At 73.7% G+C, this 26,778-nt stretch carries 21 protein-coding genes and 1 tRNA gene; 9 read left to right on the forward strand and 13 right to left on the reverse strand.

Going from position 1 to position 26,778, the window contains the following annotated elements:
- Positions 1-3: 3 nt before the first annotated feature.
- Both Q5530_RS29900 and Q5530_RS29905 read right to left on the reverse strand, forming a co-directional pair.
- On the reverse strand, positions 4-1,209 hold the full coding sequence (locus tag Q5530_RS29900) for a putative glycoside hydrolase family 15 protein (RefSeq protein WP_415366157.1): 1,206 nt from the start codon (positions 1,207-1,209) through the stop codon (positions 4-6).
- Between the two features lie 439 nt (positions 1,210-1,648).
- A tRNA-Arg gene (locus Q5530_RS29905) sits at positions 1,649-1,722 on the reverse strand.
- Between the two features lie 788 nt (positions 1,723-2,510).
- Here Q5530_RS29905 and Q5530_RS29910 point away from each other — a divergent pair.
- The 5 genes from Q5530_RS29910 (at position 2,511) to Q5530_RS29930 (ending at position 7,857) form a co-directional block, all read left to right on the forward strand.
- Positions 2,511-3,479, forward strand: a complete 969-nt coding sequence (locus tag Q5530_RS29910; protein ID WP_415366158.1) for a thiamine pyrophosphate-dependent dehydrogenase E1 component subunit alpha — start codon at positions 2,511-2,513, stop codon at positions 3,477-3,479.
- On the forward strand, positions 3,479-4,453 hold the full coding sequence (locus Q5530_RS29915) for a transketolase C-terminal domain-containing protein (protein WP_415366159.1): 975 nt from the start codon (positions 3,479-3,481) through the stop codon (positions 4,451-4,453). The genes Q5530_RS29910 and Q5530_RS29915 overlap by 1 nt, the downstream gene beginning before the upstream one ends.
- Entirely contained in the window at positions 4,454-5,215 is a 762-nt protein-coding gene (locus Q5530_RS29920) for a ferritin-like domain-containing protein (protein WP_415366160.1), read from the forward strand.
- A 171-nt stretch (positions 5,216-5,386) separates the two neighbouring features.
- Entirely contained in the window at positions 5,387-7,228 is a 1,842-nt protein-coding gene (locus tag Q5530_RS29925) for a RiPP maturation radical SAM C-methyltransferase (protein WP_415366161.1), read from the forward strand.
- A 5-nt stretch (positions 7,229-7,233) separates the two neighbouring features.
- Positions 7,234-7,857 carry a DUF5825 family protein gene (locus Q5530_RS29930; protein WP_415366162.1) on the forward strand — a complete coding sequence of 208 codons (624 nt, stop codon included), beginning with the start codon at positions 7,234-7,236 and terminating at the stop codon, positions 7,855-7,857.
- Between the two features lie 69 nt (positions 7,858-7,926).
- Here Q5530_RS29930 and Q5530_RS29935 read toward each other — a convergent pair whose 3' ends face one another.
- The 5 genes from Q5530_RS29935 to Q5530_RS29955 all read right to left on the reverse strand — a co-directional run bounded on the left by Q5530_RS29935 (position 7,927) and on the right by Q5530_RS29955 (position 14,450).
- Complete coding sequence (locus tag Q5530_RS29935; RefSeq protein ID WP_415366163.1) at positions 7,927-9,147, reverse strand: MFS transporter; 1,221 nt, start codon at positions 9,145-9,147, stop codon at positions 7,927-7,929.
- Entirely contained in the window at positions 9,144-10,457 is a 1,314-nt protein-coding gene (locus Q5530_RS29940) for an aminotransferase class III-fold pyridoxal phosphate-dependent enzyme (RefSeq protein ID WP_415366165.1), read from the reverse strand. Before Q5530_RS29940 ends, Q5530_RS29935 begins: the two co-directional genes overlap by 4 nt.
- 422 nt (positions 10,458-10,879) lie before the next feature.
- Complete coding sequence (locus Q5530_RS29945; RefSeq protein WP_415366166.1) at positions 10,880-12,307, reverse strand: ATP-binding protein; 1,428 nt, start codon at positions 12,305-12,307, stop codon at positions 10,880-10,882.
- Positions 12,304-13,983 (reverse strand): FAD-dependent oxidoreductase, encoded by a 1,680-nt coding sequence (locus tag Q5530_RS29950; RefSeq protein WP_415366167.1) that lies wholly within the window; start codon positions 13,981-13,983, stop codon positions 12,304-12,306. Before Q5530_RS29950 ends, Q5530_RS29945 begins: the two co-directional genes overlap by 4 nt.
- Before the next feature lie 113 nt (positions 13,984-14,096).
- On the reverse strand, positions 14,097-14,450 hold the full coding sequence (locus tag Q5530_RS29955; RefSeq protein ID WP_380631851.1) for a PRC-barrel domain-containing protein: 354 nt from the start codon (positions 14,448-14,450) through the stop codon (positions 14,097-14,099).
- A gap of 77 nt (positions 14,451-14,527) precedes the next feature.
- On the opposite strand from Q5530_RS29955, the gene Q5530_RS29960 reads away from it, so the two are divergent.
- Positions 14,528-15,499: a magnesium transporter CorA family protein gene (locus Q5530_RS29960; RefSeq protein WP_415366168.1), complete on the forward strand. Its 972-nt coding sequence runs from the start codon at positions 14,528-14,530 to the stop codon at positions 15,497-15,499.
- Between the two features lie 10 nt (positions 15,500-15,509).
- Here Q5530_RS29960 and Q5530_RS29965 read toward each other — a convergent pair whose 3' ends face one another.
- The 6 genes from Q5530_RS29965 to Q5530_RS29990 form a co-directional block, all read right to left on the reverse strand.
- Positions 15,510-16,727 (reverse strand): acyl-CoA dehydrogenase family protein, encoded by a 1,218-nt coding sequence (locus tag Q5530_RS29965; RefSeq protein ID WP_415366169.1) that lies wholly within the window; start codon positions 16,725-16,727, stop codon positions 15,510-15,512.
- A complete protein-coding gene (sfnG, locus tag Q5530_RS29970; protein ID WP_415366170.1) occupies positions 16,724-17,860 on the reverse strand; it encodes a dimethylsulfone monooxygenase SfnG in 1,137 nt (378 codons plus the stop codon). Before sfnG ends, Q5530_RS29965 begins: the two co-directional genes overlap by 4 nt.
- 56 nt (positions 17,861-17,916) lie before the next feature.
- Positions 17,917-18,054, reverse strand: coding sequence for a putative leader peptide (locus Q5530_RS29975; protein ID WP_415366171.1), 138 nt, complete (start codon positions 18,052-18,054; stop codon positions 17,917-17,919).
- A gap of 251 nt (positions 18,055-18,305) precedes the next feature.
- Positions 18,306-18,698, reverse strand: coding sequence for a response regulator transcription factor (locus tag Q5530_RS29980; RefSeq protein ID WP_415366172.1), 393 nt, complete (start codon positions 18,696-18,698; stop codon positions 18,306-18,308).
- 419 nt (positions 18,699-19,117) lie between these two features.
- Positions 19,118-20,236, reverse strand: coding sequence for a carboxylate-amine ligase (locus Q5530_RS29985; protein WP_415366173.1), 1,119 nt, complete (start codon positions 20,234-20,236; stop codon positions 19,118-19,120).
- Positions 20,237-20,259: 23 nt separating this feature from the next.
- A complete protein-coding gene (locus tag Q5530_RS29990) occupies positions 20,260-20,919 on the reverse strand; it encodes a hypothetical protein (RefSeq protein WP_415366174.1) in 660 nt (219 codons plus the stop codon).
- Between the two features lie 380 nt (positions 20,920-21,299).
- Here Q5530_RS29990 and Q5530_RS29995 point away from each other — a divergent pair, with 380 nt between their 5' ends.
- The 3 genes from Q5530_RS29995 to Q5530_RS30005 form a co-directional block, all read left to right on the forward strand.
- Entirely contained in the window at positions 21,300-23,042 is a 1,743-nt protein-coding gene (locus Q5530_RS29995) for a flavin monoamine oxidase family protein (protein ID WP_415366176.1), read from the forward strand.
- Positions 23,039-24,271, forward strand: coding sequence for an amidohydrolase family protein (locus Q5530_RS30000; RefSeq protein ID WP_415366177.1), 1,233 nt, complete (start codon positions 23,039-23,041; stop codon positions 24,269-24,271). Before Q5530_RS29995 ends, Q5530_RS30000 begins: the two co-directional genes overlap by 4 nt.
- A 52-nt stretch (positions 24,272-24,323) precedes the next feature.
- Positions 24,324-26,778, forward strand: a 2,455-nt coding sequence (locus tag Q5530_RS30005; RefSeq protein WP_415366178.1) for a BTAD domain-containing putative transcriptional regulator, incomplete at its 3' end; no start/stop codon positions are given.

The raw sequence follows: 26,778 nt of genomic DNA on the forward strand, positions 1-26,778 counted from the left end.
TGCTCAGCAGTGCTTGCGCAGGATCGACCCGGAGGTGCCCGGCAGCGACACCGACGTGACGGCCGCGCCGCGCTCGTCGGTGTGCGTGCCGGTGCCCAGCCGGACGGTGACCGGGCCCGAAGCGGTCCGGTTGGCGTTGACGACCACCGTGCCGCAGGCGAAGTCGCGCTGGAACACGTTGCTCGCCACCGGGCGGTACGGACCGGAGGGCTCGCCCAGGTCCCAGTCGTACTCGGCGCGCCACGGCGACGGGTCGTCGTAGCCGTCGGTCTCGTCGACGTCGGCGATCGCGGCCCGCTCGCCGCTGACCATCAGGTAGCTGGCCAGCGCGTAGCGGTAGGGCCGGTCCTGGCCGTGGGTGAAGTGCGGCTGCACCCAGGTGATCTTGCCGCGCGCCTCGTTCGAGGCGATCTGGGCGACCTGCCTGCTCCAGCCCTCGGGGTACTCCGACAGCAGGTTCGTGTCGTCGAAGGTGAGCCACCACTCGTCGAAACCGCCGTCGAGGTGCTCGGTGTAGGCGTCCCACGCGCCGGCGTGCAGGCGGGCGTTGGACAGGTTCGCGACGGTCTTCAACCCGGCCGCGACGAAATCGTCCCGGGTGCCCGCCAACATCGACAGGTAGGCGTCCTGCAACGCCGCGTCGGTCGGGTACTTCGCCGGGCACACGCCCTCGTGGTAGGCGTCGCACGGGAACAGCGCGTTGTCCATGAGCACGCCGTCGAACCCGGAAGCGGTGCTGCTCTTGATCACGTTGGCCGCCCACGCCCGCTGGTAGGCGGTGTTGCCGACGTCCATCTGCCAGTGACCGGAATAGCCGCTGTACTCGAACCGGCGACCGTTCGGGTCGAGCAGGAACCACTCGGGGTGGTGGCGTTCCGCCTCGCAGTAACCGACACCGGTCGGCAGCTGCGCGTCGTCCACCCCGTTGCGGCACGCGTAGGAGCGGGTGGAGGTCAGGTCCTTGTAGACGAACACCTGGACGTCCGGGTTGGCCGCCTTGAGCTTGGGGACCAGCGCGCCTTCCCAGGCGTTGAGCACGATGTAGGCACGCCTGCGCGCCTCGGTGGCCAGGGTGGCGTCCGAGACCGGCGACCCGTTCCAGTGCAGCCAGAACGACTGGACCCGCCCACCTCCGCCCGTGTCCCCGACCGCGCCGGCGCCCGCCGATCCGGCCGGTGCGACGAGTGCCGCCGCCGTCGTGATGCCCACCAGGACGAGGAGCAGTATGCGGATCCGGCCGCTTCGCGCACAGCGGTGGCGACCGCGTTCTTGCCGGTCGAGCAGGGACATGCCGAACTCCCGTTGCGGCAGGCGGCACCCACTGCTGATCACGCCGATCAGGCCGGCGGCAACAGGGAACAATGGGCGTGCCCGCCCTCGTATTGGCTGCGCGCCGATCTTCTACTGACTGGTAGGTGAACGCGCAGCGGCAGTAAAACCGTTGCTCGGCGGAGAGGTCAAGTAATCTGCGCCACACTACGCACGAAATTCGCCGTCTCTATTGGGCGCAACTTTTTCGGTCAACTGGCGAAAAGATCATGGCGATTCGGTGGACGATTGTTCGCACATCGTGTAGAGGCGCCCGGGGTGCGGGCCCCGGGCCGGCCTTCGTGGTCCGTCCGGACCGTGGCCACGGTCCGGACGGCGGTGCCCCTGCCAGGACTCGAACCTGGGACCTCCGCGTTCGTAGCGCGGCGCTCTGTCCGACTGGGCTACAGGGGCTCGGCGGAGCCGGGGTGCCCCGCGGTGTGCCGAAGAAAAACCGCCCGGATCGGTTTCCCGATGGGCGGCTCCCCGTGCGCCTGATTCCGATCAGGGTGGGGAGCCCGCGCGGTTCACCGGCATTTCGGGCCGGGCCGAGGTGACGTCGCGCCGGTCGCGGGACGGGCACGCGGCGAGGATCGCGGCATAGCGCGGCAAGCGCTGCGGCCCTCGATTTCCCGTGATCGCCACAATCTCGACCTTCCGTTATCGGTGTGCGCCGAGCATGGATCTCCGCCGCAGCGGGTCGCAACGGATTTTCCGCCTTTGTCGACGCCCACCACGTCGGCCCGAGCCCGCACGTCACGCGAGATCGGCCACCGCGGCACCGCGCGGGGTGGTCGACGGACGACCGCGCGGACGACCCGGGCGGGTGACCCGGGGGAAGAGCCGGGTGGCCGCCGACCCCCGCCGCCGGGTCACCGGAATCCCGAAGCGCGCCCACCGGGAACTGTCAACCGTTGAAGAATGACCGGACAATTACCGCGCCATTGTGATCTTCCGTTGCACGACGACGGACGAAAGTTTCCCCACCCGACTGCACCGAATATCCGGACGCCCACGACCGTTCGGCTGAATACCCGCACACGAACAGCGCATCGCTGCGTCCGTTCGTGTTCTTCCCCCTGTTTTTCCTGGTCACCGCTCCCAGGCGATCTTAGTATCCCCTAGCGTGCAGTGCCGATCGAGCCCACCCGACGAAAGCGACCGCGCAATCCACGAATAGTGATCATCGCCATGGGGGCCGCATGACCGAGGCGGAGTTGATCGCCGCGTACCGGGCGATGTGCCTGATCCGGGTCTTCGAGGAAGAGGTCCTGGGGATGACCGCGGCCGGGCTGGTCCCGGGTTTCGTGCACCCCTGCACCGGGCACGAGGCCGTCGCGGTCGGGGTGCTCGCCCACCGGACCCCCGAGGAGTGGGTGGTCAGCTACTACCGCTGCCACGGGCACGCGCTGGCCTGCGGTTCCGACCCGCTCGCCGTGATGCGCGAGATCCTCACCCGGCAGGGCGGCCTGTGCGGCGGCAAGGGCGGGTCGATGCACCTGGCGGACCGCGCCAACCGGTTCCTCGGCGCCAGTTCGATCGTGGCCGCGCAGCTGCCGATCTCGGCGGGCGTCGCCCTGAACGAGCAGCGCGCCGGCGACGGCCGCGCGGTGGTCGTGTTCTGCGGTGACGGCGCGCTGGGGGCCGGCGTCGCCTACGAGACGCTGACCATCGCGCGGCACCTCCGGCTGCCGCTGCTGGTGGTGTGCGAGGACAACGGGTGGCAGGACCACACGCCGAGCCACGAGGTGAGCTCGCTGTCCCCGGCGGAGCTCGTCGGCGGGCTCGGCGTCGGGCACCGCCTGGTCGACGGCAACGACGTCGCCGAGGTCGCCCGCGCGGCGGCGGAGCTGCTCGCCGAGTGCCGGGCCGGCGCCGGGCCCCGCGTCCTGGTGGCGCGGACCTACCTGCGGCACTTCCACGCGCAGTCCGGCCCCGACGTGCCGCCCGAGTACCGGCCGGTGGCCGAGGTCGACCACTGGCGCGCGCGCGACCCGCTGGAGGTGGCGGCCAACGGGCTGCTCGCCCTGGGCGTCGACCCGGTCCCGGTGCGCGCCTCGGCGGCCGAGGAGGTCGCCGGGGTGGTCGCGGACGCCCTGGCCACGCCGGAACCGGAGCCCGCTTCCGCGACGACGGCGGTGGCCGTCGCCGGCTGGGCCGGGCCCGCCTGATGGCCCGCCGCCACCCGGCGTCCGCCGCGCTGCGCACCGCGCTGGAGGAGCAGCCGGACCTCGCCGTGCTGTGCACCCACCACCCGGCCGCCCACCGCGAGCTGTTCGGCGCCGACCGGATGGTCCAGCTGCCGATCGCCGAGAACGCCATGCTGGGCATGGCGACCGGCATGGCGCTGACCGGGCGGCGCGTGCTGGTGAACGTCGCGCGGGCCGCGTTCCTGTTCAGCGCGTTCGACCCGCTGGTGAACCAGGCGACCAAGTGGCGCTACCTGACCGACGGCCAGTTCCGGGTGCCGCTCGCGATCCGCGCGCTCACCAGGGGCGGCGAGCACCTGGGCGCCCAGCACGAGCACGCGCCGCACGCGATGCTGGCGCAGGTGCCGGGGCTGGTCGTGGCGGTGCCGGGCTCGCCCAACTCGGCCGCGGGGCTGCTCGCCGCCGCGCTGCGCCACCCCGACCCGGTGGTGGTGCTGGAGTCACCCGCGCTGTTCGCGCCCGGCTGGGAGTCGCTGCCCGAACCGGAGCCGACCCCGGCGGCGCTGCCGTTCGGCGTGCCCAACCGGGTCACCGCGGGGCGGGACGTGACGCTGGTCGGCATCGGCAACACGGTGCGCACGGTGCTGGGCGCGGCGGCCTCGCTCGCCGGGCACGGGCGCGCCGCCCAGGTCGTCGACCTGCGGACCGCCGCGCCGCTGGACGTCGCGCTGCTGTCCGAGCTGGTGGCGGCCACCGACGGCGCGGTGCTGGTGGACGAGGCGCCGCCGGCGTGCTCGCTCATGCACTCCCTGGCCTACCAGCTCGTCGCGGCCGGCGCGGTGGCGCCCGACCGGGTGCGGGTGGTCAGCGGCGCGGCCTGCCCGGCGCCCGTCAACCCCGGCTTGCAGGCCGTGCTCGCCCCCGACGTGCCCGCCGTGGTGGACGCCGCGCTGGCCGCGCTGGGGTCGTCGACACTCACGAAGGGATCGGTCTGAATGGGACTGCTGCGCCCCGAGGCCCTCGACGCCGACGAGCTGACCTACCGCATCTTCGGCCTGGGCCGGGACAGCACGCCGTGGCGGGTCGAGGACGTGGTCGCGAGCGGTTCGTTCACCCGGGACGCGAAGCGGGCGGAGCTGGCCTGGAAGCTGGCCTCCCGCGGCTACTACGCCGAGCAGGCGGGGCTGGTGGCCGCCGCGACCCTCGCCGTGCAGACCGAGGACACCGCGCTGCGGTTCAGCCTCGCCACCGCCGTCTCGGACGAGGCGCGGCACGCCGACGCCTTCTACCGCTACGCCAGGGCGGTGGGCGGCGAGCCGGAGGAGTGCCAGGAGATGGTCGAGCCGCTCGACGAGGGCCTGACCGCGCTGCCGTACCTGGGCAAGGCGCTCGTGCACACGATGCTGGAGGGCTTCGCCGCCGACGAGTTCCTGCTGCTGCGCGAGGTGTTCGCGGACGACCCGCTCGGCAGGCTGTACCACCACATCCGGCACGACGAGGTCCGGCACATCGCGATCGGCATGAACTACCTCGTGCGCGAGTCCAGGACGCCCTCGGGGCGCGAGGCGTGGCACGAGCACGGCGAGGGGTGGATCGAGACCGGGCTGGGGCTGACCGGGCTCGCCGGCGTGGCGAAGTGGCTCGGCGCGCTGACCGGTCGCGAGCCCGCCGCGGTCCACGACTGGTTCCTGCACCGGCACCGGATCCGGTTGCGGGCGGTGGGGATCGAGACGGCGGGAGGAGGTGACGTGACATGAAGATCAAGAAGGTGGAGATCAAGACGACCGTGACAGGGGTGTGCAAGTACCTGCAGGGCGGTGACCTCGCGGCCAAGCGGAACACCGCGAAGTAGCAGTTCGGAACCGGGTGGGACCGGCGCGCCGGTCCCACCCGAGTCGGTCCGCCCCAACGCTTCCCCAGGAGGAGCCGTGCCCAGGTCGACGTGCCTCGCCGCCATGCCGTGGCAGGCCATCGAGTCGCCGTCGTTGCCGTTGGGCCTGCTGCGGGCCTGCTGCGCGGCCGAGGGTCTGCCCGTGCCGCGCGCCTACCACGGCGGGCTGCGGCTGACCGAGTTCCTGATGGCCGCCACGGACGGCGAGCTCGGCGCCGCCGACTACACCGACGTCGCGGAGAACGGGCTGTTCCACGGCCTGGGCGACTGGGTGTTCACCGGCGTGCTGCACGACGACCCGGACTTCGGCGTCACCGCGCTGGACGACTACCTCACCAGGCACTCGGTCGACGTCGAGCGGGCGCGGCGGATCCGGCCCTACGCGGCGGAGTTCGTCGAGCTGGCCGCGACCGAGATCCTCGACGGCGCGCCGGACACGGTCGGCTTCAGCACCACGTTCATGCAGAACGTGCCGAGCCTGGCGGTGGCGCGGCGGATCAAGCAGCTCGCGCCCGAGGTAGCGATCGTCTTCGGCGGCGGCAACTGCGACGGTGACATGGGCATCGCGCTGCACCGCAACTACCGGTTCGTGGACCACGTGGTGCGCGGCGAGGGCGAGGTGGCGTTCCCGGCGCTGCTGCGCGCGCTGGAGGGCGAGGTGCCGTTCGCCGACGTGCCCGGCCTGTGCTGGTGGGACGGCGACACCCGGCGGGTCAACGCCACCCAGCGCCACCCCGTGCCGCCCGGCCGGATCCCGGTGCCGGACTTCGACGACTGGTTCGCCCACCTCGACGCCTCGCCGGTGCGCAGCCACGTCGAGCCCAAGCTCGTGGTGGAGACCGCGCGCGGCTGCTGGTGGGGCGAGGCGCACCACTGCACGTTCTGCGGGCTGAACGGGACGCTCATGGAGTTCCGGTCCAAGTCGCCGGACCGGGTGCTCGACGAGCTGGCCCACCTGGTCTCCCGGCACCAGGTGCTGGACGTGATCACCGTGGACAACATCATCGACAACAACTACTTCCGCACCGTGCTGCCCCGGATCGCCGAGCTGGGCTGGGACCTGCGGGTGCACTACGAGCTGAAGTCCAACCTGAAGCCCGCCGAGATCGAGGTCCTGCGCCGGGCGGGCGTCGCCCACGTGCAGCCCGGCATCGAGTCCCTGGTCAGCCCGGTGCTCAAGATGATGGACAAGGGCGTGTCCGGGCTGCGGAACGTCCGCTCGCTGCGCGACTGCGAGTCCAACGGGCTGACCGTGTCGTGGAACTGGCTCTACGGGTTCCCGGGCGAGACCGCGGCCGAGTACGCCGACGTGGTGCGGCAACTGCCCGCGCTGTGCCACCTGCAACCGCCCTCGGCGGCGGGCCGGATCCTGCTGGAGCGGTTCAGCCCGTACTACGACAACCCGGCGCTCGGCTTCCCGGAGCGCAGCAGCGCGGACCTCTACGCGCACGTCTACCGGCTCCCCGAGGCGGAGAAGGCCGACCTGGTGTACCTGTTCGACACGCCGGACCGGGGGCTGTCCGAGGCGGAGGCGGCCGAACTGGTCGCGCTCGTGCACGCCTGGCACGACCTCTACCCGGACAGCTACCTGCGGCGGCTCGACGAGGACGGCGCGGTCGTGCTCCAGGACCGCCGGGTCGGCTGGCCGCACGAGGACGTCGTGATCGAGGACCCGGACCTCGTGGCCGCCTACCGGGAGCTGGAGCAGGGCCGGACGCTCCCGGCGCTGCTGCGCCGGCTCGGCGACGCGGGCCGGCACCCGGACCCGGACGACCTGCGGGCCTGGCTGGACGCGTTGCTGAGCCGCGGGCTGGTGTTCGCGGAAGCGGACGGCTACCTCGCGCTGGCGACCACCGCCGCGCCGGTGAAGGTGGGGTGACGGGGATGACCCGGACGACGACGGGCACCGGTCTGGTGACGCGGGAGCCGCGCGGGGAGGGCACCGGGCGCACGCTGGTCCTGGAGCGGTGGGGCACCGCCGCGCCGGCCGAGATCGCCGCGGCGGGCTACGAGCGGGTGCTCGTCGAGGAGCCGGTGCGGGCCGGCGCCGACCTCGACGAGGACCTGCGGCTGCTGCGGTTCCTGCGCGGGTGCACCAGCCACACGCTGCGCCTGGACTGGGTGCTCGGCGGGCTGCCGCTGGTCGGGCCGCGGGACCTGCACCACCTCGTGCCGCCGGCGCGGGGTGTCGGCGACGCGGTCGGGTGCGTGGCCGCGTGGCGCGACGCCTACCGGTACGGCGCCTACTACTACCGCGTCGGGCCCGGCTTCGTGACGGTGAAGGACGTCCGCCCCGGCGGCGAGAGCGTCCACCTGACCATCGACGGCGAGAGCGCGGACCAGTTCCGCGCCATCGCCGGGGCCACGTCGCCGGCCGACCTGGACGAGGCGGCCACCGAGGCCCTCGCCGACGCGGTGGAGTTCGGCCTGGCCCTGCGCGGCGCCGACACCGTGCTGGTGCTGCCGTTCCGGATGCGCCACTGGCCCGTCCCCTACGTCGCGGCGTAGCGGGGGCTTCCTCCACCGGGTCGACGTCACCGGGTCGACGTCACCGGGCCGGCGTCACCGGACCGGGCGTCACCGGGCCGGGTCCGGCGCCGGTTCGGTGCGCCAGCCCGGCAGCCAGTACGGGGTCAGGCTGAGCACGCCCACCGCCAGGCCGACCGCGATCGCGCCCGGCGTCCCGAGGGGACCGGCCAGGACCGCGCCGAGGACCGCGCCCACCGGGGCGCCGAACATCGGACCCAGCAGCACGGTGCTGAACACGCGGCCCTGGAGCACGTCCGGGGTGCGTTCCTGGCGCAGGGTCGCCACGCTCACCCGGAACACCGAGATCGAGAGGCCGAACAGGAACTCGTAGACGGCCAGCACCACCAGGGGGGAGAGCAGCGACGCGGACAGGATGAGGCCGAACGAGGCGACCGCGATCGTGTCGGACAGGGTGGCGGCCCTGGTCAGGCCGAGGCGCCGGACCACGCGGGGCGCCAGCGCGCTGCCGGCGAGCAGGCCGACGTTGCCGACCATGGCCGCGATGCCGAGGGCGATCGGCGAGAGCCCCAGGTCCTGGTAGGCGTACGGGAAGTACAGGCTGCCGATCAGGCCGCCGCTGACGTTGAACACCGTGGTGCCCACCAGGATGCGCCGCAGCAGGGGGTCCGCGAGCACCACCTGGACCCCGAGCCACGCGGCGCGGCGCGACCGGTCCGACGCCCGGCGGTCCGGCGCGGGGTCGCGCAGGCGCACCAGCAGCAGCGCGGCGAGCAGCTGGCTCACGCCGTCGACCAGCAGCGCGAAGCCGGCGCCGATCCAGCCGACCACGATGCCGCCCGCGCCGGGGCCGACCATGGTGCCCAGCGAGCGGCCGAACGTCAGGCCCGCGTTGGCGGACAGCAGCTGCTGCCCGCCGACCAGCGCGGGGACGAGGGCCTGCGCGGCGACCTGGACGACGGTCGAGGTGACCCCGACGCCCACGGCCACCGCGAACAGCCAGCCGGTCGTCAGCAGGCCACCGGCCGTCAGCGCGGGCACCGCGAGCACCACCAGCCCGCCCGCCAGCAGGCCGAACACGGCCGCGCGGGCGCGGTCGGCGCGGTCGACCCACACCCCGACCGGCAGGCTCACCAGCGCCTGCGAGGCCAGCGACGTCGCGTACAGCAGGGCGACCGTCGACGCCGAGGCGTCCAGCAGGGTCAGCGCGACCAGCGGCAGGGCGAACTCCGTGACGCTCGCGCCGAACGAGGTCACCCCGTTGGCCACGACCAGGTTCCGCACGGCGCCGAGGCGCCCACCAGTGCTCAAGCCGGCTTCCCGGGTCGGAAGTCGCGCAGCGCCTTGCCCAGCCGCGCCACCAGGTCCGCGACGTCGGGCGGGTCGATGACCAGCGTCGGCATGAGCGGCAGCACCCCGACGGAGAAGCTCGTCAGCAGGCCGTGGTCCCGGCACGCGAGCCGCAGCCGGTTGGTGTCGGTCAGCGACCACGGCGTGCCGTCCCGGTACGCCAGCTCGATGCCGATCATCATGCCCTCACCGCCGACCGCGCGCACCGCCGGGACGTCGGAGAGCCCTTCGCGCAGCGCGTCGCGCAGGGCCGCGGCCCGGTCGCGCACGTCCCCGAAGAAGCCGGGCGCGGTGATCACGTCCAGCACCGCGGCGCCGGCGGCCATGCCGATCGGGTGACCGTCGGTCGTGGAGCCGTTGAGGAAGCCCACGCGGTGCTCGGTGCCGTGGAGCGCGTCGTAGATCGGGCGGGACACGGCGAGCGCGGCCAGCGGGAAGTAGCCGGCGCTCAGCCCCTTGCCCAGCACCACCATGTCCGGCACGTCGGCCAGCCGCTCGCTGACGGTCATGGCGCCCACCCGGCCCGCGCCGGTGGTGATCTCGTCGGCGATCACGTGGATGCCGCGGGCCCGGCACTCGGCGATCAGCGCGTCGAGGTAGCGGTGCGGCACCGGTTGGACGAACGTGCCGAGCACCGGCTCCACCATGACGGCGGTGACCCGCTCCGCGCCGATCTCGTCGACCAGGTCGAGCACCGGGCGCACGGGGTCGTCGTCGCCGTCGGTGAAGTCCGGGGTCGGCGCGGTGCGGACGAACCGGTCGAGCGGCGCGGAGAACCGGTGGAACACCTCCTCGCCGGTGAGCGCGGTGGCCAGCGGACCGGTGCCGTGGTAGCTGCCCTTCACGGTGATGACGTGGGTGCGCTCGGGCTCGCCGGTCATCCGCCGGTGGAACCGCGACAGCATGGCGGCGGCCTCGGTCATCTGGCTGCCGGTGTTGCCGAACCTGATGTGGTCCAGCGGGCCGGGCAGCGCGGCGGCGAGCCGGGCCGCGTACTCGGCCGCGACGCGCGTCGGGTGCTCGTAGCGCATCACCGTGCCCGAGGGCAGCACGTCCAGCTGCGCGCGCATGGCGGCCTTCACCGGCTCGCAGGAGTAGCCGAGGGTGACGTTCCACATCGAGGAGCGGGCGTCGAGGTACTCGCGGCCGGCCGCGTCGCGCACCCTGCTGCCCGCGCCGCTGACCAGGAACATGTCCGGGTCGGAATCGCGGAAGAAGTCCGCCATCGGCGCGTTGCCGTGCCAGAGGTGGTAGCTGTTCGAGTCGAACATGGTGCTCTTCCCTCTCCCCCGGCCGATCGGAAATCAACCCGGGAAAGGCGATAAAACGCCGAAGCCGTCGACCCGAATCGGGTCAGGACATTAGGTGCGCGGCGCGGGCAACATCAACTGCCGCATGAACAGTCCACTCATTCGGCCTAACCGGGGTTTGTCGGTTCGACCCGTTCCGGTTACGGGTCCGGGACACCCTGGGTCGGCTGTTCCGGTGAGCCCGGTGTGGGCCGATGGGCGGATTCCCGCTGCACCCGGCTCTTCCCGGCCGGTCGGCGGTCCGGACGATCACGACCACCCCGGCTGCCCCGGCGGAACGGAATACTTCGGATTTCCCGATCCCCACCGGCCCGGAACCGGGATCGCGTGAATTCCGCCGCGGTCGGCCGGTGTACCCCGATCGCGGTGAACCCTTTCCCGCTTCACCCGGCGGTGGTGGCCGGCCCCGCCGACAGCGGCAGGCGGACCAGGAAGCGGGTGTCGCCGGGCCGGGACTCGACGCGGATGTCCCCGCCGTGCCGCTCCACCACGATGCGCCAGGTGATGTCCAGGCCCAGCCCGGTGCCCTCGCCGACGGCCTTGGTGGTGAAGAACGGCTCGAAGATGCGGCCCTCCACCTCCGGCGGGATGCCCGTGCCGGTGTCGCCGATCTCCACCAGCAGGTGGTCGCCGTCGCGGGCGGTGCGCACGGTGAGCGTGCCGTGGCCGCCCATCGCGGAGGCGGCGTTGTCCACCAGGTTGGTCCACACCTGGTTCAGCGCGGCGGCGTAGGCGGGCAGCGGCGGCAGCGCCCGGTCGTAGTCCCGGACCACCCGGACGCCGTCGCCCAGCTTGCCGCCGAGCATGACCAGGGTGGAGTCCAGCAGGTCGTGCACGTCGACCTCCCGGAACGGGGCGCGGTCCACCTGCGAGTACTGCTTGGCCGCCCCGACCAGCGAGGAGATCCGGCCGGCCGCGTCCTCGACCTCGTTCATCAGGGTCTCGGTCTCCACGGTGTAGGCCAGCCAGCGCACGGCCGCCTCGGTGGCCGTGGCGGGGCAGGTGCTCACCGCCCGCTCCAGCCAGTCGACGTCCAGCCCGCCCGCCACCAGCACGGGCGCGAGGTCCCAGCCGCCGTCCACGCCGTGCTCGGCCAGCCAGTCGGCCAGCTCGTCCTCCCGGTCGGCGGCCTCCATGGGCCGCAGCTCGGTCGCCTTGGCGACCTGCTCGACCGCGCTCTCCTGCAACCGCACGAGCGCCGGCAGCGCGGCCGGGTCGAGCGAGCCGCCCGCCAGCAGCGCGAGCTTGTGCCGCATCCCGGCCACCCGCTCCCGCAGCGCCGCCGTCGCCCGCACGGCCGCCGCCGCGGGGTTGTTCAGCTCGTGAGTCAGCCCCGCCGACAGCGCGCCCAGCGCGAGCAGCCGCTCCCGCTCCCCCACCACCCGCTGGGTGTTGCGCATCCCGAAGAACAGGCCCTCCAGCAGGTGCACGGCCATCGGGAACCACTCGCGGAACACCGCGCCGAAGTCGTCGGCGGGCAGCTGGTACAGCCGCACGTCGGTGATCGCGTCCGCGTTCATCTGGTAGCCCTTGGCGGCCAGCACGTCCGCGCCGACGTACGCCTGGGTGGCGCCGAAGTACGCGCCGCGGTGGTCGGTGCGGTTGGTCTCCACGCGGTGGCCGCCGATGGTGCGGCTGAGCGCCACGGTGCCGTCGAGCAGCACGAAGAAGCACGTCGCGGACTCGCCCTCGCGCAGCAGGCGCGTGCCGGCGGCGTGGGTCTCGACCTGGCCGTGGTCGACCAGCCAGGCCAGCTGCTCCTCGGACAGGTGCTCGAACAGGAACAGGCCGCGCAGGTCGTCGGGGTTCACGAGCGCTCCAGGTAGCGGTGGACCAGGGACACGGCCATCGCGCCGTCGCCGACGGCCGAGGCGACCCGCTTGACCGACTCCGCGCGGACGTCGCCCGCCACGAACACGCCCGGCAGGCTGGTCTCCAGGTGGTAGGGCGGCCGGGTCGGCTCCCACCCGGCGGGTGGGCGGCCGTCGACGACCAGGTCGGGCCCGGCGAGCACGAACCCGCGCTCGTCGCGGGCCACGGTGCCGTCGAGCCAGTCGGTGCGCGGCGCGGCCCCGATGAACGCGAACAGCCACGACGCGGGCACGGTGGTGGTCTCGCCGGTCCCGGTGTGCCGCAGGGTCAGCGACTCCAGGTGGTCCCCGCCCTCCCCGCCGACGACCTCGGTGCAGGTGCGGACCTCGATGGCGGGCACCCGCGCCAGCTGCTCGACCAGGTAGTGCGACATCGACCGCGCCAGGGAGTCGCCGCGCACGACGAGCACCACGCGGCGGGCGTGGGCGGCGAAGTACAGCGCCGCCTGGCCCGCCGAGTTCGCCCCGCCGACCAGGTAGACGTCCTGGCCGGCGCAGTGCGGGCCCTCGGTGGTGGCCGCGCCGTAGTACACGCCGCGGCCGGTCAGCCCGCCCAGGCCGGGCGCGTCGAGCACCCGGTAGGACACGCCGGTGGCGAGGATGACGGTGTGCGCGGCCAGCTCGGTGCCGTCGTCCAGCCGCACCACGCGGGCCGCGCCCCGGGCCTCCAGCGAGACCACGTCGCAGGCGGTCAGCACCTCCACGTCGAACTTCAGCGCCTGCCTGCGGGCGCGCTCGGTCAGCTGCTCGCCGGACACGCCGTCGGGGAAGCCCAGGTAGTTCTCGATGCGGCTGCTGGTGCCCGCCTGGCCGCCGGTGGCGCGGCGCTCGACCAGCACCGTGCGCAGGCCCTCCGAGCCGCCGTAGACCGCCGCGCCCAGGCCCGCGGGCCCGCCGCCGATCACGATCAGGTCGTAGAAGTCGGTGGAGGGCCGCGTGCTCAGGCCGACCTCGGTGGCCAGCTCGGCGTCGCCCGGCTCGACCAGGGCCCGGCCGGCGGCGGTGACGACCACGGGCAGCCGCGCGCCGTCCTCCCCGGCCGCGGCCAGCAACCGGGACGTCTCGGGGTCGCCGTCGTCCACGGCGTGCCAGCGGAACGGCACCGAGTTGCGGGCCAGGAAGTCGCGCACCTCGTAGGACCGGGGCGACCAGCGGTGGCCGACCACGCGCACCTGCCGCACCTCGCGGCGGTCGTCGGCCGCCCACGCCCCCAGCAGGTCGTCCAGCACCGGGTACAGCTTCTCCTCGGGCGGGTCCCACGGTTTGAGCAGGTAGTGGTCGAGGTCCACCACGTTGATCGCGCGGATCGCCGCGTCGGTGTCGGCGTAGGCGGTGAGCAGCACCCGCCGCGCGGCCGGGAACAGGTCCATCGCGGCTTCCAGGAACTCGATGCCGCTCATCCCGGGCATCCGGTAGTCGGCCAGCAGCGCGGCGACCTCCTCGCCGCGCAGCTTGATCTCGCGCAGCGCCTCCAGGGCCTGCGCCCCGGACTCGGCGCGGACGACGCGGTACTCGCCGGCGTACCTGCGCCTCAGGTCGCGCGCCACCGCCCGGGAGACGTTGGGGTCGTCGTCCACGGTCAGGATCGAGGGGCGGGCGACCTGGGGTGTCGTCATGTCCGCAGTGAACCAGGGTCACCCGTCCGGGTCACCGCCGTGGGGGCGGGGTGTGACGGAGGTCCGGTGCCGGGCCCGCCGCCTCGACCGGGGCGGCGGGACGGCGACGGGGGTCAGCGGCGGGCGAGGCGGCGTTCACCCACCCCGAGGCCGTGCTCCAGGCCGTAGTGGGCGAAGACCTGCGGCTCGTCCTGCGCGTACAGCTCACCGTCGGTCTCGATCGACGGGGCGTCCTTGACCAGGTCCTTGGGGTAGCGCACGCGCACGGCCTTCGGCGTCACCGTGGCCCCGATCGCGGGCACGAACGCCAGCCTCCGGCGGCCCAGGAAGCCGACCTCGACGGTGAGGAAGCTGGGCTGGTCGGTGGCCGTGTCGACGTAGACCGCCTCCAGGTCGCCGATGGTCTTGCCGTCGGGGTCGATCACGGCGTGGCCGACCCAGTCGCGGAGGTTCTCTGCGGGGAACATGGACCCGGGTTACCCGTACCGGCGGACTCGATGCACCGGGGCTGCCCGGGGTGGCCGGGTCCGACTACGCTCCGCTCGTGCCGCTCACCCGCCTGTACCGCGACGGTGTCCTGGAGGCCGAGGGCTTCGGGGTCGAGGAGGTCGCCGAACGCCTCGCGGAGGACGGCGTGGTGGTGTGGGTGGACCTGTGCGGTCCGTCCCGATCGGACCTGGAGCTGCTGGCCGAGGAGCTGGGGCTGCACGAACTGGCGGTCGAGGACGCGGTGCAGGAGCACGAGCGCCCCAAGCTGGACCGGTACGACACGCACAGCTTCCTGACCGCCTACGCGGTGCGGCTCGACCACGCGACCGGGCGGCTGGCCACCGTCGAGGTGGACGCCTTCCTCACCTCGAAAGCGCTGGTCACCGTGCGTGCGGACGACCGGTTCGACATCGGTCGGGTGACCGCCAGGTGGGACGGGTCCCCGCACCTGGCGGGCTGCGGCGTCGGCTTCCTGGTGCACGGGCTGCTCGACGTGGTCGTGGACAGCCACTTCGAGGCCGTGCAGGCGCTGGACGACCACGTCGAGGGCCTGGAGGACATGGTGTTCGACGAGCGGCCGAGCACCACCGAGGTGCAGCGCCGGTCGTTGGCGATGCGGCGGTCGCTGGTGACGCTGCGCCGGGTGGTGCTGCCGATGCGCGAGGTGGTCAACACCCTCATGCGCCGCGACGTGGGCCTGGTGGACGGGCCGATGACCCCGTACTTCCAGGACGTCTACGACCACGTGCTGCGCGCCTCGGAGTGGACCGAGTCGCTGCGCGACCTGGTGGCGACCATCCGCGACACGCAGCTCAACATCCAGGGCTACCGGCTGAACCTGATCATGAAGAAGGTCACCGGGTGGGCGGCGATCATCGCCCTGCCCACCGCGGTGACCGGTTTCTACGGCCAGAACGTCCCCTATCCGGGTTACGACCAGCCGTGGGGCTTCTGGGTGTCCACGGCGGTCATGGTGCTGCTGTCGCTCGGGCTCTACGCCTCCTTCAAGCGCCGCGACTGGCTGTGACGCCGGGCGGTCACGTGTACCAGCTGGGCTCGGGCACCTCCCCCAGCAGCGCGTAGCGGCCGACCTCGGCGCGCTTGTGGGCGACGGGGTCGTGGAGGCTGTGGGTGCGGATGTTGCGCCAGAAGATGTCCAGCCCGACGCGGTTGGCGGTGGCGCGGGCGCCGGTGACGTCGAAGACCCGGGTGCCGATCTCCAGGCCGGTGTCGATCGCGCGCTGCTTGGCGGCGGCGACGACCACGGCCGCCTCGCCGCGTTCCCGCTCGGTCACGGTGTCGGCGTGCTCGTTGATCCGCTCGATCAGCTCCGCGGCGCGCTCGGCCAGCGCCTCGGCCGCCCACAGCTTGGCCTGGAGGTCGCCGTAGGTCTCCAGGACGGGGAACTCCTCGACCGCGCTGCCCTTGACGTCGAGGGCGTAGGGCCAGGGCCGGGTGCGGTCGCGGGTGTAGGCGGCGGCCGTGGTGAGCGCGCCCTTGGCGATGCCGAGGTAGAGGTTGGCGAACACCAGTTGGATCAGCGGCACGTTGAGCGTGTTGTAGACCCTGGGCCGGAACTTCCCGTCGACGTACCCGGCCGCCTGCGCCCACGGCACCCGGACGCCCCGGATCTCGACGCCGCCGCTCTCGGTGAGCCGCTGCCCGAGGTTGTCCCAGTCGTCGTCGAACACGATGGCGGCCTGGTGGGACGGGACGATGGCGAAGACGTGGTCGTCGGTGCCCTCCAGCACGCCCTCCAGCACGGTGACGTCGGAGACCTTGCCGCCGGTGGAGAAGGACTTGCGGCCGGTGAAGACGAGTTCGTCGCCCTCCCGGGTGATGACCAGGTCGTGGTCGCGCGGGTTGACCGCGCCCCCGTAGAACCACCGCTCGCGGGTGGCCTGCTCCTCCACCGCCGCGATCTGCGCCGGGGTGGCGACCAGGCGCGCGGCCCAGGCCCACAGGTAGTGGTAGCCCAGCAGCTGGCCGATCGAGCCGTCGCCCGCGGAGACCTCCCGGATCACCCGGTAGGCGGTGGTCCAGTCCTGGCCGGCGCCGCCGTGCTCGACCGGGCCGAGCAGGGTCACCAGGCCGGCGTCCTTGAGCAGCGCCACCTCGGCGTGCGGGGTGGCGCCCGCACGGTCGCGGGCGACGGCGTCGGCGGCCAGCAGGGCGGCGACCTCGCGGGCGCGGTCGAGCCACTGGCCGGGGGTGTTCGGGGTGGTGGTCCAGGTGTGCCGTGCGGAGGTGGTCACGGGTTGGCTCCGATCGGTTCGGCGGTGGCGGCGGAGGCGTCGAGGGAGGCTTCGAGCTCGCGGACGATCGGCAGCACGTGGCGGCCGAAGTGGGCGACGTCCTCGTGGTAGTGCAGGAAACCGAGCAGCAGCAGGTCCACCCCGCGCTTCCGGTACTCGACGATGCGGTGGGCGACCTGCTCCGGCGTGCCGACCAGGCGGGTGCGGAAGCCGTCGTTGTACTGCACGAGGTCGTCGAAGGACGAGTCGGCCCACATGCCCCTGCCGTCGCCGGTGGAGCTGCCCGCCTGCCGGACGGCGTCGCGGAACCCCTGCACGGCCGGGACGTCGGCTTTGGCCACGATCTCGCGCAGCGTCTCGCGCGCCTCGGCCTCGGTGTCGCGGGCGATGAGGAAGCCGTTGAGCCCGAACCGCACGGTGCGGCCGTGCGCCTCGGCCGCGCGGCCGACCTCCTCGACCTGCTCGGTGACGCCGTCGAAGTCCTTGCCGTTGCTGAAGTACCAGTCGGACACCCGGCCCGCCATGGCGCGCGCGGCGGTGGAGTTGCCGCCCTGGAAGACCTCCGGGTGCGCCCGGCCGGGCACCTCGAGCGGCTTGGGCCTGAGGTCGTAGCCGCGCAGGCGGTAGAAGTCGCCCGCGAACTGCGCCGAGTCCTCGGTCCAGCTCGCCCGCAGCACGCGGATGAACTCCTCGGCGCGCCGGTAGCGCTCGTCGTGCTCCAGCCAGGGCTCGCCGAGGGCGGTGAACTCGCCCTTGAACCAGCCGCTGACCACGTTGACGGCGGCGCGACCACCGGAGACGTGGTCGACGGTGGCGATGAACTTGGCCAGCACGGCGGGGTGCCACAGGCCGGGGTGGACGGCGGCGATCACCTTCAGCCGCTCGGTGGCCAGCAGCAGGGCGAGGCTGAAGCTGGTGGACTCGTGCTGGTGGGACGCGCCGTAGCCGGCCAGGTAGCGGACCTGGCTCAGGGCGTACTCGAACCCGTTCTCCTCGGCGAGCACGGCCAGCTCGCGGTTGTACTCGTAGGACCAGTCGGTGCGTTGTTCGATCTTGCTCACGACGAGGCCGCCGCTGACGTTGGGCACCCAGTAGGCGAACTTCAGCGGCCCCCGCTCCCGGTTCTCGGGCACGGTGGATCTCCAGTGCTGTTGTCTGTCCGAAGTGGACTGGTGAGGGGAAGTCGGGCCTAGCGGCGGGAACAGCCCTGCGCGGCGACGCGGACGAGGTCCACGTGGCGGCGCCGGGTCAACGCGGTCCGTTGCTGCACGGCTCCCACTCCAGCAGCGGGCCGCGACCGGGTCAACGCGCGGCGCTGCCGGTCCACATGCTGAACGGGACTTGCGCGGTCCGAACCTCAAGCAACGCCCAGGTGACCCGTACCGCAGTCCGGGCCTGCCGGAGACTTTCGGCACGGGGTTCCGGAAGGGGGACGCACGGCGGGCTCGACGGCGGGGACGGCGGCAGTGCCCAGCGCCGAGCGGGGGCAGGGCCGCGAGCCCCATCGTTCGGGCGCGCGGTTGGGGAAGCCGGGCCGCGCCGAGCCGCCGCCGAGCCGCCCGGCGTTCAGCCCGGCGTTCAGCCCGGCCGGACACCTGTGCCGTGGTACGCGGCCGAGCACCTCGGGCACAGCCAGCCGGGCGGGGGGCTGCCGTTCAGCCGGGCGACCGCCTCGCCGCGCGTGGCGACCCCCAACTTGGCGAAGATGCTGTGCAGGTGGGACTTGACGGTGCGCTCGGAGATGTGGAGCTGCCGGGCGATCGACCGGTTCGGCATACCCGTGCCCATCAGGGTGATCACCTGCGTCTCGCGCGGGGTCAGGTCGGCGGGCGGGGTCGGCGGTGTTCGCCGGACCTCGTGCGGTCGCACGTCGAGGCTGTGGTGCACCTGGCTCCACGCCTCCGAGGCGAGCCGTTGCAGCTCCAGCGCCCTGCTCAGGGCTCGGTGGAAATCATCCTGCGACGGTGGCATCAGGACCGTCCCGTCATCGTGCGCGACTACACACCGTTATCGTAGCGATCGCCCCCGTTCGATGAAATCCACTGAACGGGTTGTCGCCTGATCACTTCACAACAAAGGTTTTCGACACCGGGGCAGGGGGCGTCGTGTCGAGCGGTGGAGGAATTCACCGCCCGACACGTCGGACAGGCCCGGGAGATCAGGCGGGAAAATTCGTTCCGACCACCCCGAAGACCGTTTTGCGCGTTTTTCCGACGAGGAAACGGCCGGTTCCCGCGTTCATCGCGGGCACGTCCGGCGGAACCACCCCGATCCCGACCACGGAGGTGGCACGACCCGTGCGGACGGGCACCGCGAGGAATGCGGCACCCCGGTGGCAGGACCATTTCCGCGCGGGTTCCGGCGGTTCGCCGCCGAGCGCCGGACGGGGCTCATCCCGCCACCGCGCGATCCGCCAGCATGTCCACGACGTCCTCCAGCCGACCCCGGCGCCGGTGGGCCAGCCGCTGCCGGTGGGAGCCCGAACCACCCAGGCGCCGCTCGCGCAGGGCGTCGAGCACGAAACCCGTCTCACCGGCGGCGTCCAGCACCGGGCCGATGTGGTTGAGCAGGGCGGACACGCCCGTCGTTGACCACGTGCGGCCATCGGCGGCCGGTGCGGCGGCACCGGCGGCAGCACCGGCGACACCGTCCTCGGGGAGGCCGTAGCGGGACGCCCGCCAGCACGCCGCCCGCAGCACCTGGTCGGCCACGTGCGGCGCCCCGCGCCCCGCCCGCACCTCGGCGAGGGCCGTGGTGGCGAGGCCCTTCACCAACGCCGCGAGCAGCACGGCGTCGTCCACCGCCTGCGGCACGTCGGCCACCCTGACCTCGACCGTGGGCTGGTGGTGCGACGGGCGGACGTACCAGTAGAGCATCGCGTCGTCGAGGATCGCGCCGCTGCCCACCAGGTCCGCGACCACCTCCCGGTACTCGGCCGCGCCCGCCAGGCGCGGCGGCGGGCCCGCCATCGGCCAGCGACCCCACAGCTGGGTCCGCCAGCTGTGGTAGCCGGTGTCGCGCCCCTCCCAGTACGGCGAGTTGCCGGAGATCGCGAGCAGCACCGGCAGCCACGGGCGCAGGTGGTTGACCACCTGCACCGCCTCGTCGTGGTCGGCGATCCCGACGTGCACGTGGCACGAGCAGACGCACTGCTGGTCCACGAGCGGGCCGAAGCGCTCCACGATCCGGTGGTAGCGCGGCCGGTCGAGCACCGGCGGCGGGCCGGGGCTGCCCAGGACCACGGTGCCGCTGCCCACCAGGCGGCACCCGGCGTCCTCGGCGGCGCGGGCCGCCACGCGACGCAGCCCCAGCAGCTCCGAGCGGAGTTCGGGGAGGTCGGCGCACACCCGGCTGACCGTCTCGACCTGGGTCTCGGCCATCTCGGCGACGATCCCGCCACCGACCCGCGGGACGGTGGCGCGGAGCACGTCGGCCGATCGGCACACCGCCCGCCGGGTCGTCACGTCGGTGAGGAGGAACTCCTCTTCCACGCCTACCGTCAGCGCCAACGCCCACCCCTCCCGAACGCCGGTCAGCCGGCCGCGATGTAGTGCCAGTAGTCCGACAGCAGGTCGGGGACGTTCTCGGCGCTGCGGGTGATCCACCGCTCGGGCTCGCCCCGGGAGAGGCCGTGCTCGACCACCTCGGGTAGCCGCTGCCGCATCTCCTCTGGTTCGGCCGAGTAGTTCTCCAGGTAGGCGATCACCGGGTCCGGGACGTTGCCGAGCCCGCGCAACGCGGTCACCAGCTCGGCCGCCACCGGGCAGAACAGCTGGAAGTCGGCGTGCAGCTCCATCGCCGCCTCGGCCGGACCGGCGTGCGAGGCGACCCAGGCGACCGCGTGGTTGAGCTGGACGACCGCCCCCGGCAGGTCCGCGCCGCGCAGCTCCTCGGGGTCGAGGCCCACGGCGGGGGCGGCGGCGTCGGACAGCAGTCGCCGCTGCGAGATGTAGACCGTGGCCACGTACGCGAAGAAGCCGTCCGGGACCTCGTGGCGGAACCGGTCGAGCATGACCCCGAACCGTGGTATCTCCGCCTGCTGGGTGAGGAACTCCCCCGCGACGAACCGCTGGAGGTGCTGCGGGTGGACCCGGCCCGCCCGCGCCGCCGCGAGCAGTTCGTTGCTCTCGACCTGCTGTTTGACCGGCAGCAGCGCCTGGTAGTTCCGGATGATTTCCGCGGCTTTCGCCATGACCGTCCTCCTGGCCGCGTTCCGGGTAACACATCGCCTCCACCCTAGGCCGCCTTCTTCCGAAAAGACATGCAACCTATGGCCTAGGCCATCGAGTACGACTCCGAACAGGCCAACGAGCATCTTAAGAGGACGGTCAGGCACCGGTTCGGGTTACTGCACACGAGCGATTTGTTTCTCCGAATTCCCGGCGGCACTGGACCGGGTGCGGCCGCCGCTGTTACTTTGCGGGGAAGGACTTGCGGCACCCGTTCGGGTAATGATCCGCGACCACCGATCGAATTCCTTCCAGTTCCGCTCACGCACATCCGGCGGAGCGGTTCCCGCACGACACCGGGAACGGCCGGCGCGACCGCCGCCTCCCGGGGAGAGGACCGAGCGTGACCGAGCCGCGCGCCGCCGACCTCCAGGTCGACTTCCCGTTCGACTACGCCGAGCACGTGTCGGAGGGCCGGCGGATCGGCCGGCTGCCCGACCACGCGCTGGGCTCGCCGGTGGCCGTGATCGGCGCCGGCGGCAGCGGTCTGACCGCGGCCTACGAACTGCTGCGGATCGGCTGCCGCCCGATCCTCTACGAGGCGGAGACCGAACCCGGCGGGCCGGGCGGGCGCAGGCTCGGCGGGCGCATGTACTCCCGGAAGCTGTCGCCCGCGGACAGCGCCGTGGTCGAGATGGGGTGCATGCGCTTCCCCGACTCGGCCCACCTGCTGCGCCACTACACCGAGGCGTTCGGCCTGCGCAGGCGTCCCTTCCGCGACGAGTACGCCGCCGACGTCACGCCCCGGACCGTGGTCGACCTCAACGGGGAGACCCACTCGGTCAGCGCCATGACGGACCTGTACGCCGAGCACCCCGGGTTCGGCCGGGCGCACCGGAGGTGGGAGGCGGCGCTGCGGCGCATCGGCGTGTTCGAGCTCCAGGAGGCCCTGGTGGCGCGCGACCGCGTGCGGGCGCGGCGGTTGTGGTCCGACCTGGCGCACCGCTTCGAGGAGTGGACCTTCCACCGGTTCCTGCGCGACCCCGGCGGCGTCGGCCTGAGCCGCTCGGACGCGCACCTGCTGGGGACCGCGGGCGTGGCCACCACGGTGTGGGACACCTTCTACCACCTGTCGTTCCTGGAGACGCTGCGGATGCTGCTGGCCACCGAGGGCTCGACGATGTACCTGCTGGAGGAGGGGATCAGCGCGCTCGCGGACGCGTTCTGGCACCGGCGGACCACCGGACCGGACGGCACGGCCACCAGCCTCGCCGAGGTCAACCGCGGCGCGCCCCGGCCGGCGGTGACCGTGCTGGAGGTCGGCGCGGAGCCGGCCCAGGGGGTGGTCGTGCACTGCGAGGACGGCACCAGCCAGTGGTACCCGGCCGTGGTGTTCACGCCGCAGCTGCACATCCTGGAGACCGGGGTCGAGGTCCGCCCGCTGAACGGGGTCCAGCCGTTCGGGCCGCGCCTGCGCGAGGCGATCCGCAGGATCAGCTACTGGCAGTCGGCCAAGACGGTCCTGGTGACGCCGTCACCCTTCTGGGAGGGCACGAGCCTGGACGGCGTCACCATCACCGACCGCCTGCCCAGGGCTACCTACACGCTCGACTACGGCGAGCCGCCGGAACCCGGCGGCAGGCGCGGCGTGCTCGTGCTGAGCTTCACCTGGGCCCAGGACTCGATGAAGCTGGCCTCGTCGACCCTCGACGAGAGGGTCCGGGCGCTGGTCCGCGAACTGGCCGAGATCCACCCCGGGGTGGCCGACGAACTGCGCCGGCAGGCCGACACCGCCGAGGCGTGCACGATCTCCTGGGAGAACGAGCGGAACTTCCGCGGTTACTGCCGCTACGGCCGTCCCGGCGACTACACCTACCAGTGGGACCTGTTCGCGAACTTCCTCAAGGACTTCACCGGCTCACCGGCGGTGCCGGGCGAACCGGCGACGCCGCTGTTCCTCGCGGGCGACGACGTCGCGTGGTCGCCGGGGTGGCTCGACCACGCGATGGCCTCCGGCCTCAACGCCGCCTGGGGCGTGCTGCGCTGCCTGGGCGGCCGCACCACCCCGGACAACCCCGGCCCCGGCGACCTGTGGGACGACGAGCACCACCGCCCGCTCGTCCTCCCGGACGGGGACGGGCGATGACCGCGGCGTCGGGCACCGACCGGGACGACGACCTCGTGGTCGTCGCCGACCGGCTGTGGGACGGCGAGCGGTTCCTCCCGGACGGGCACGCCCGGGTCCTGGTGCGTCGCGGGCGCGTCGAGGCGGTGGGTCGGGACGTCGACACGGCTCGGGCGGCCACCACCGTGGCGCTGCCCGGCCACACCCTGCTGCCCGGCCTCATCGACTGCCACGTGCACGTGCTCGACGAGGCCCTGGTGAGCGAGCCAACCGGCATCCAGATCCTGTGGGCGCTGCCCGCGATGCGCGCGTTGCTGGACAACGGCTTCACCACCGTTCGCGACCTGGGCTGCGGCGACTACCCCGGCAACGTCGACCTGCGCCGCGCCCAGACCGAGGGGGTCGTCACCGGGCCGCGCCTGGTCGCCGCGCCGAACATGCTGTCCGCGCGCGGCGGCCACGGCGAGAAGCGGCCGAGCCTGGCCACCCGGTACGGCCTCCAGGTCGGCACCCTGGGCGACGGCGTCGACGAGGTCGTCCGCCAGGTGCGCGAGCAGGCGCGGTCGGGCGCGGACTGGATCAAGTTCGCGGCCAGCGGCGGTTTCTCCTCCCCCGCCGACGACCCGGCGGCGGTGACCTACTCCCAGGCGGAGATGGACGCGCTCGTCGGTGCGGCGCACGACCTCGGCCTGCCGTGCGCGGTGCACGCGTTCAACGACGAGGCCGTGCGGCGCGCCGTGCGCGCGGGTGTGGACACGGTCGAGCACGCCAACATGGCGGGCGAGGAGACCTTCGCCCTGCTGGCCGAGCGCGGCGTGCCCCTGGTGCCCACGCTGCACTCCATGGCCCACTTCCTCGGCCACCTGGACGACGACGAGTTCTGGGCGAGCCAACCGCCGGTGGTGCGCGCCCAGTTCCGCACCCACGCCGACCGCATCCGCGCGTCCTCGCGCCTGCTCGCCGGCAGCGGCGCCACCCTGGTCTTCGGGACCGACGCCAGCGTGTTCCCCCACGGGGACAACTGGCGCGAGTTCGTCGACATGACCGAGGTGGGCATCTCCCCGCACGTCGTGCTGCGCGCCGCCACCGCCGCAGCCGCCGACCTGCTGCGGCGCCCGGAACTGGGTCGCGTGCGCGCCGGCTGCGTCGCGGACCTGGTCGCGGTGCCCGGGGACCCGCTCACCTCGATGGACGTGATGGGACGGGTCGACTTCGTGGTGCAGGGGGGTGACATCCACACCCGCCCGTGAAGGCGCCCGCCCCGAGGTAGGCTCGCCGCCTCTGCTGCCGGGGGGTTCGTGCGTGCGGTTCGGGGTCCTGGGGCCGTTGCGGGTGGAGCGCGACGGCGGGGTCGTCGCGGTCGGCGGGCCGAAGCAGCGGGACCTGCTGGCGCTGCTGGTGCTGCGGGCGAACCGGGTGCTCGGCGTCGACTGGCTGGTGGACGCGCTGTGGGACGGGCGGCCGCCGGGCCGCGGGGCCGTGACGCTGCGCGGTTACGTGGCCGGTCTGCGGCGGGCGCTGGAACCGGGACGCGGGTCGCGCGCGCCCGGTGAGGTGCTGCTCGGGCACACCGGCGGCTACGAGCTGCGCGTCCCGCCGGCCGCCGTGGACGCGGTGCGCTTCACCGACCTCGCGGAGGCGGGGGCGCGGGCCCTGGCGGGCGGCGATCCCGTGGCGGCCGAGCGGCACTGCGCCGAGGCGCTGACGCTGTGGCGCGGGGACGTGCCGGCACCTGACCTGACGGCGGTGCGGCCCGACGTGGCGCTGCTGGTCGAGGCGCGGCTGACCACCGGGGAGTGCCGGTTCACCGCCGCCGTGGCCTCGGGCGGGCACCACGTGGTGCTGCCGGAGCTGCGCCGGTTCGTGGCCGCCCACCCGGACCGCGAGCACGCCCGCGCGCAGCTGATGCTCGCGCTCTACCGGGCGGGGCAGCAGGCGGAGGCGCTCGCGGTGTTCGACGAGGGCCGGCGGTTGTTGGTCGAGGAGTACGGCGTGGAGCCGGGCGAGCGGCTGCGCGTGCTGCACCGGCAGGTCCTCGACCACGCCGTCCCGCCCGTGGACGCGTGGGACGCGGTGGTGGGGCGGACGGGGCGCGGGGTTGAGGTGCCGGACGCGCGCGGGTCGGGGCTGGCGGGGCAGGCGGGCGAGCGGGCGGCAGGGCTGGCGGGGCCAGCGGCGGGGCAGGCGGGCCAGACGGGCGAGCAGGCGGGCCAGGCAGCGGGGCTCGTGGGGCGAGCGAGCGGGCTGGCGGGGCTCGTGGCGCGGGCGGGCGGGCAGGCGGGGCCGGCGGCCGAACCGCCGGGGCTCGTGGGGCGGTCGGCCGAGTTGGCGGTGCTGGACGGGGCGCTCGCGGCGGCGGTGCGGGACGGCGGGCGGTTCGTCGCGCTGGTCGGCGAGGCCGGGATCGGGAAGACCAGCCTGGCCCGCGCGCTGACCGGGCGGGCCGGCGTGCCCGTGGTGTGGGGGCGCTGCCCGGACCTCGGGCAGGCGCCGCCGTTCTGGCTGTGGTCGCAGGTGGTGCGGTCGCTGGCCCCGCGCGCGGAGGACCCGGCGCTCGCGGGGTTCGCCGCCGGGACCCCGGCCGGGCCGACCGACCCGGCGGCGCGGTTCCGGGCCTACGAGGCCGTGTCCGAGCTGATCCGCTCGGCCGCCGAGCCCGCCGGGCTGGTGCTGGTGCTGGACGACCTGCACGCGGCGGACGCCGACTCGTTGCTGCTGCTGAGGTACGTCGCGGCGGCGCTGCCCGGGTCGCGGGCGCTCGTGGTGGCCACGCTGCGCCCCTACGAGCACGACCCGGTGCTGGTCGCGACGTTCGCGGACCTGGCCCGCTCACCCGGCTACCGCCAGGTGCGGCCCGCCGGGCTGGACGCGGGCGCGGTGGCCGAGCTGGTGCTCTCGCGGACCGGGGCCGCGCCCCCGGCCGACGTGGTGGACCGGCTGGTCACCCGGACCGGCGGCAACCCCTTCCTGATCACCGAGCTGCTGGCCTCGCCCGGTGACGAGCCGCCCGTCGGCGTGCGCGACGCGGTCCGCCTGCGGCTGCACGCGCTGGACGCGCCGAGCCGCGACCGCGTGGACCTGCTGGGCGTCGCGGGGCGTGAGCTGGACGTTGCGGTGCTCGGGGCGGACGCGGGGTGGCTCGCCGAGGTCGGGCACCTGGTGGTGGAGACCGGGCCGGGGGTGGTGCGGTTCCGGCACCCGCTGTTCGCCGAGGCCGTGTACGCGGAGCTGGGGCCGGGCCGCCGGGCCGAACTGCACGCCCGCCTGGCCGACGCCGGGCGCGGGTGGCTGTCGCCGGCCGAGTCGGCCCACCACTACGGCCGGGCGCGGGACCGGGGCGCGGACCACCTGCGCTGGACGCTGGCGGCGGCGGAGGACGCCACCCGGCGACTGGCCTACGAGGACGCGCTGGCGCACCTGGACCGCGCAGCCGCGATGACCACGGGTGCGGCCGAGCTGGCGGTGCAGCTCAAGCGGACGTCGCTGCTCCAGATCGCGGTGGGGGTCGGCAGCGACGCGGTGGACCGGGCGGCGGCGCGGGCGCGGGAGCTGCTGGAGCGGGAACCGCCGGGCGACGGGCACCACCTCGCCCGGTGGACGCTGGGCGAGCTGGCCTGCAACCGCGCGGAGTTCGCCATCGCCCGGGACCTCGCGACCCGGCTCACCGAGGAGGGCGATGGGACCGGCACGGCAGGGGTGACCGGCACGGCAGGGGTGACCGGCACGGCAGGGGTGACCGGCACGGCAGGGGTGACCG

The organism is Saccharothrix sp. BKS2 (assembly GCF_047689505.1).
GTDB classification, from domain to species: domain Bacteria; phylum Actinomycetota; class Actinomycetes; order Mycobacteriales; family Pseudonocardiaceae; genus Actinosynnema; species Actinosynnema lopnurensis.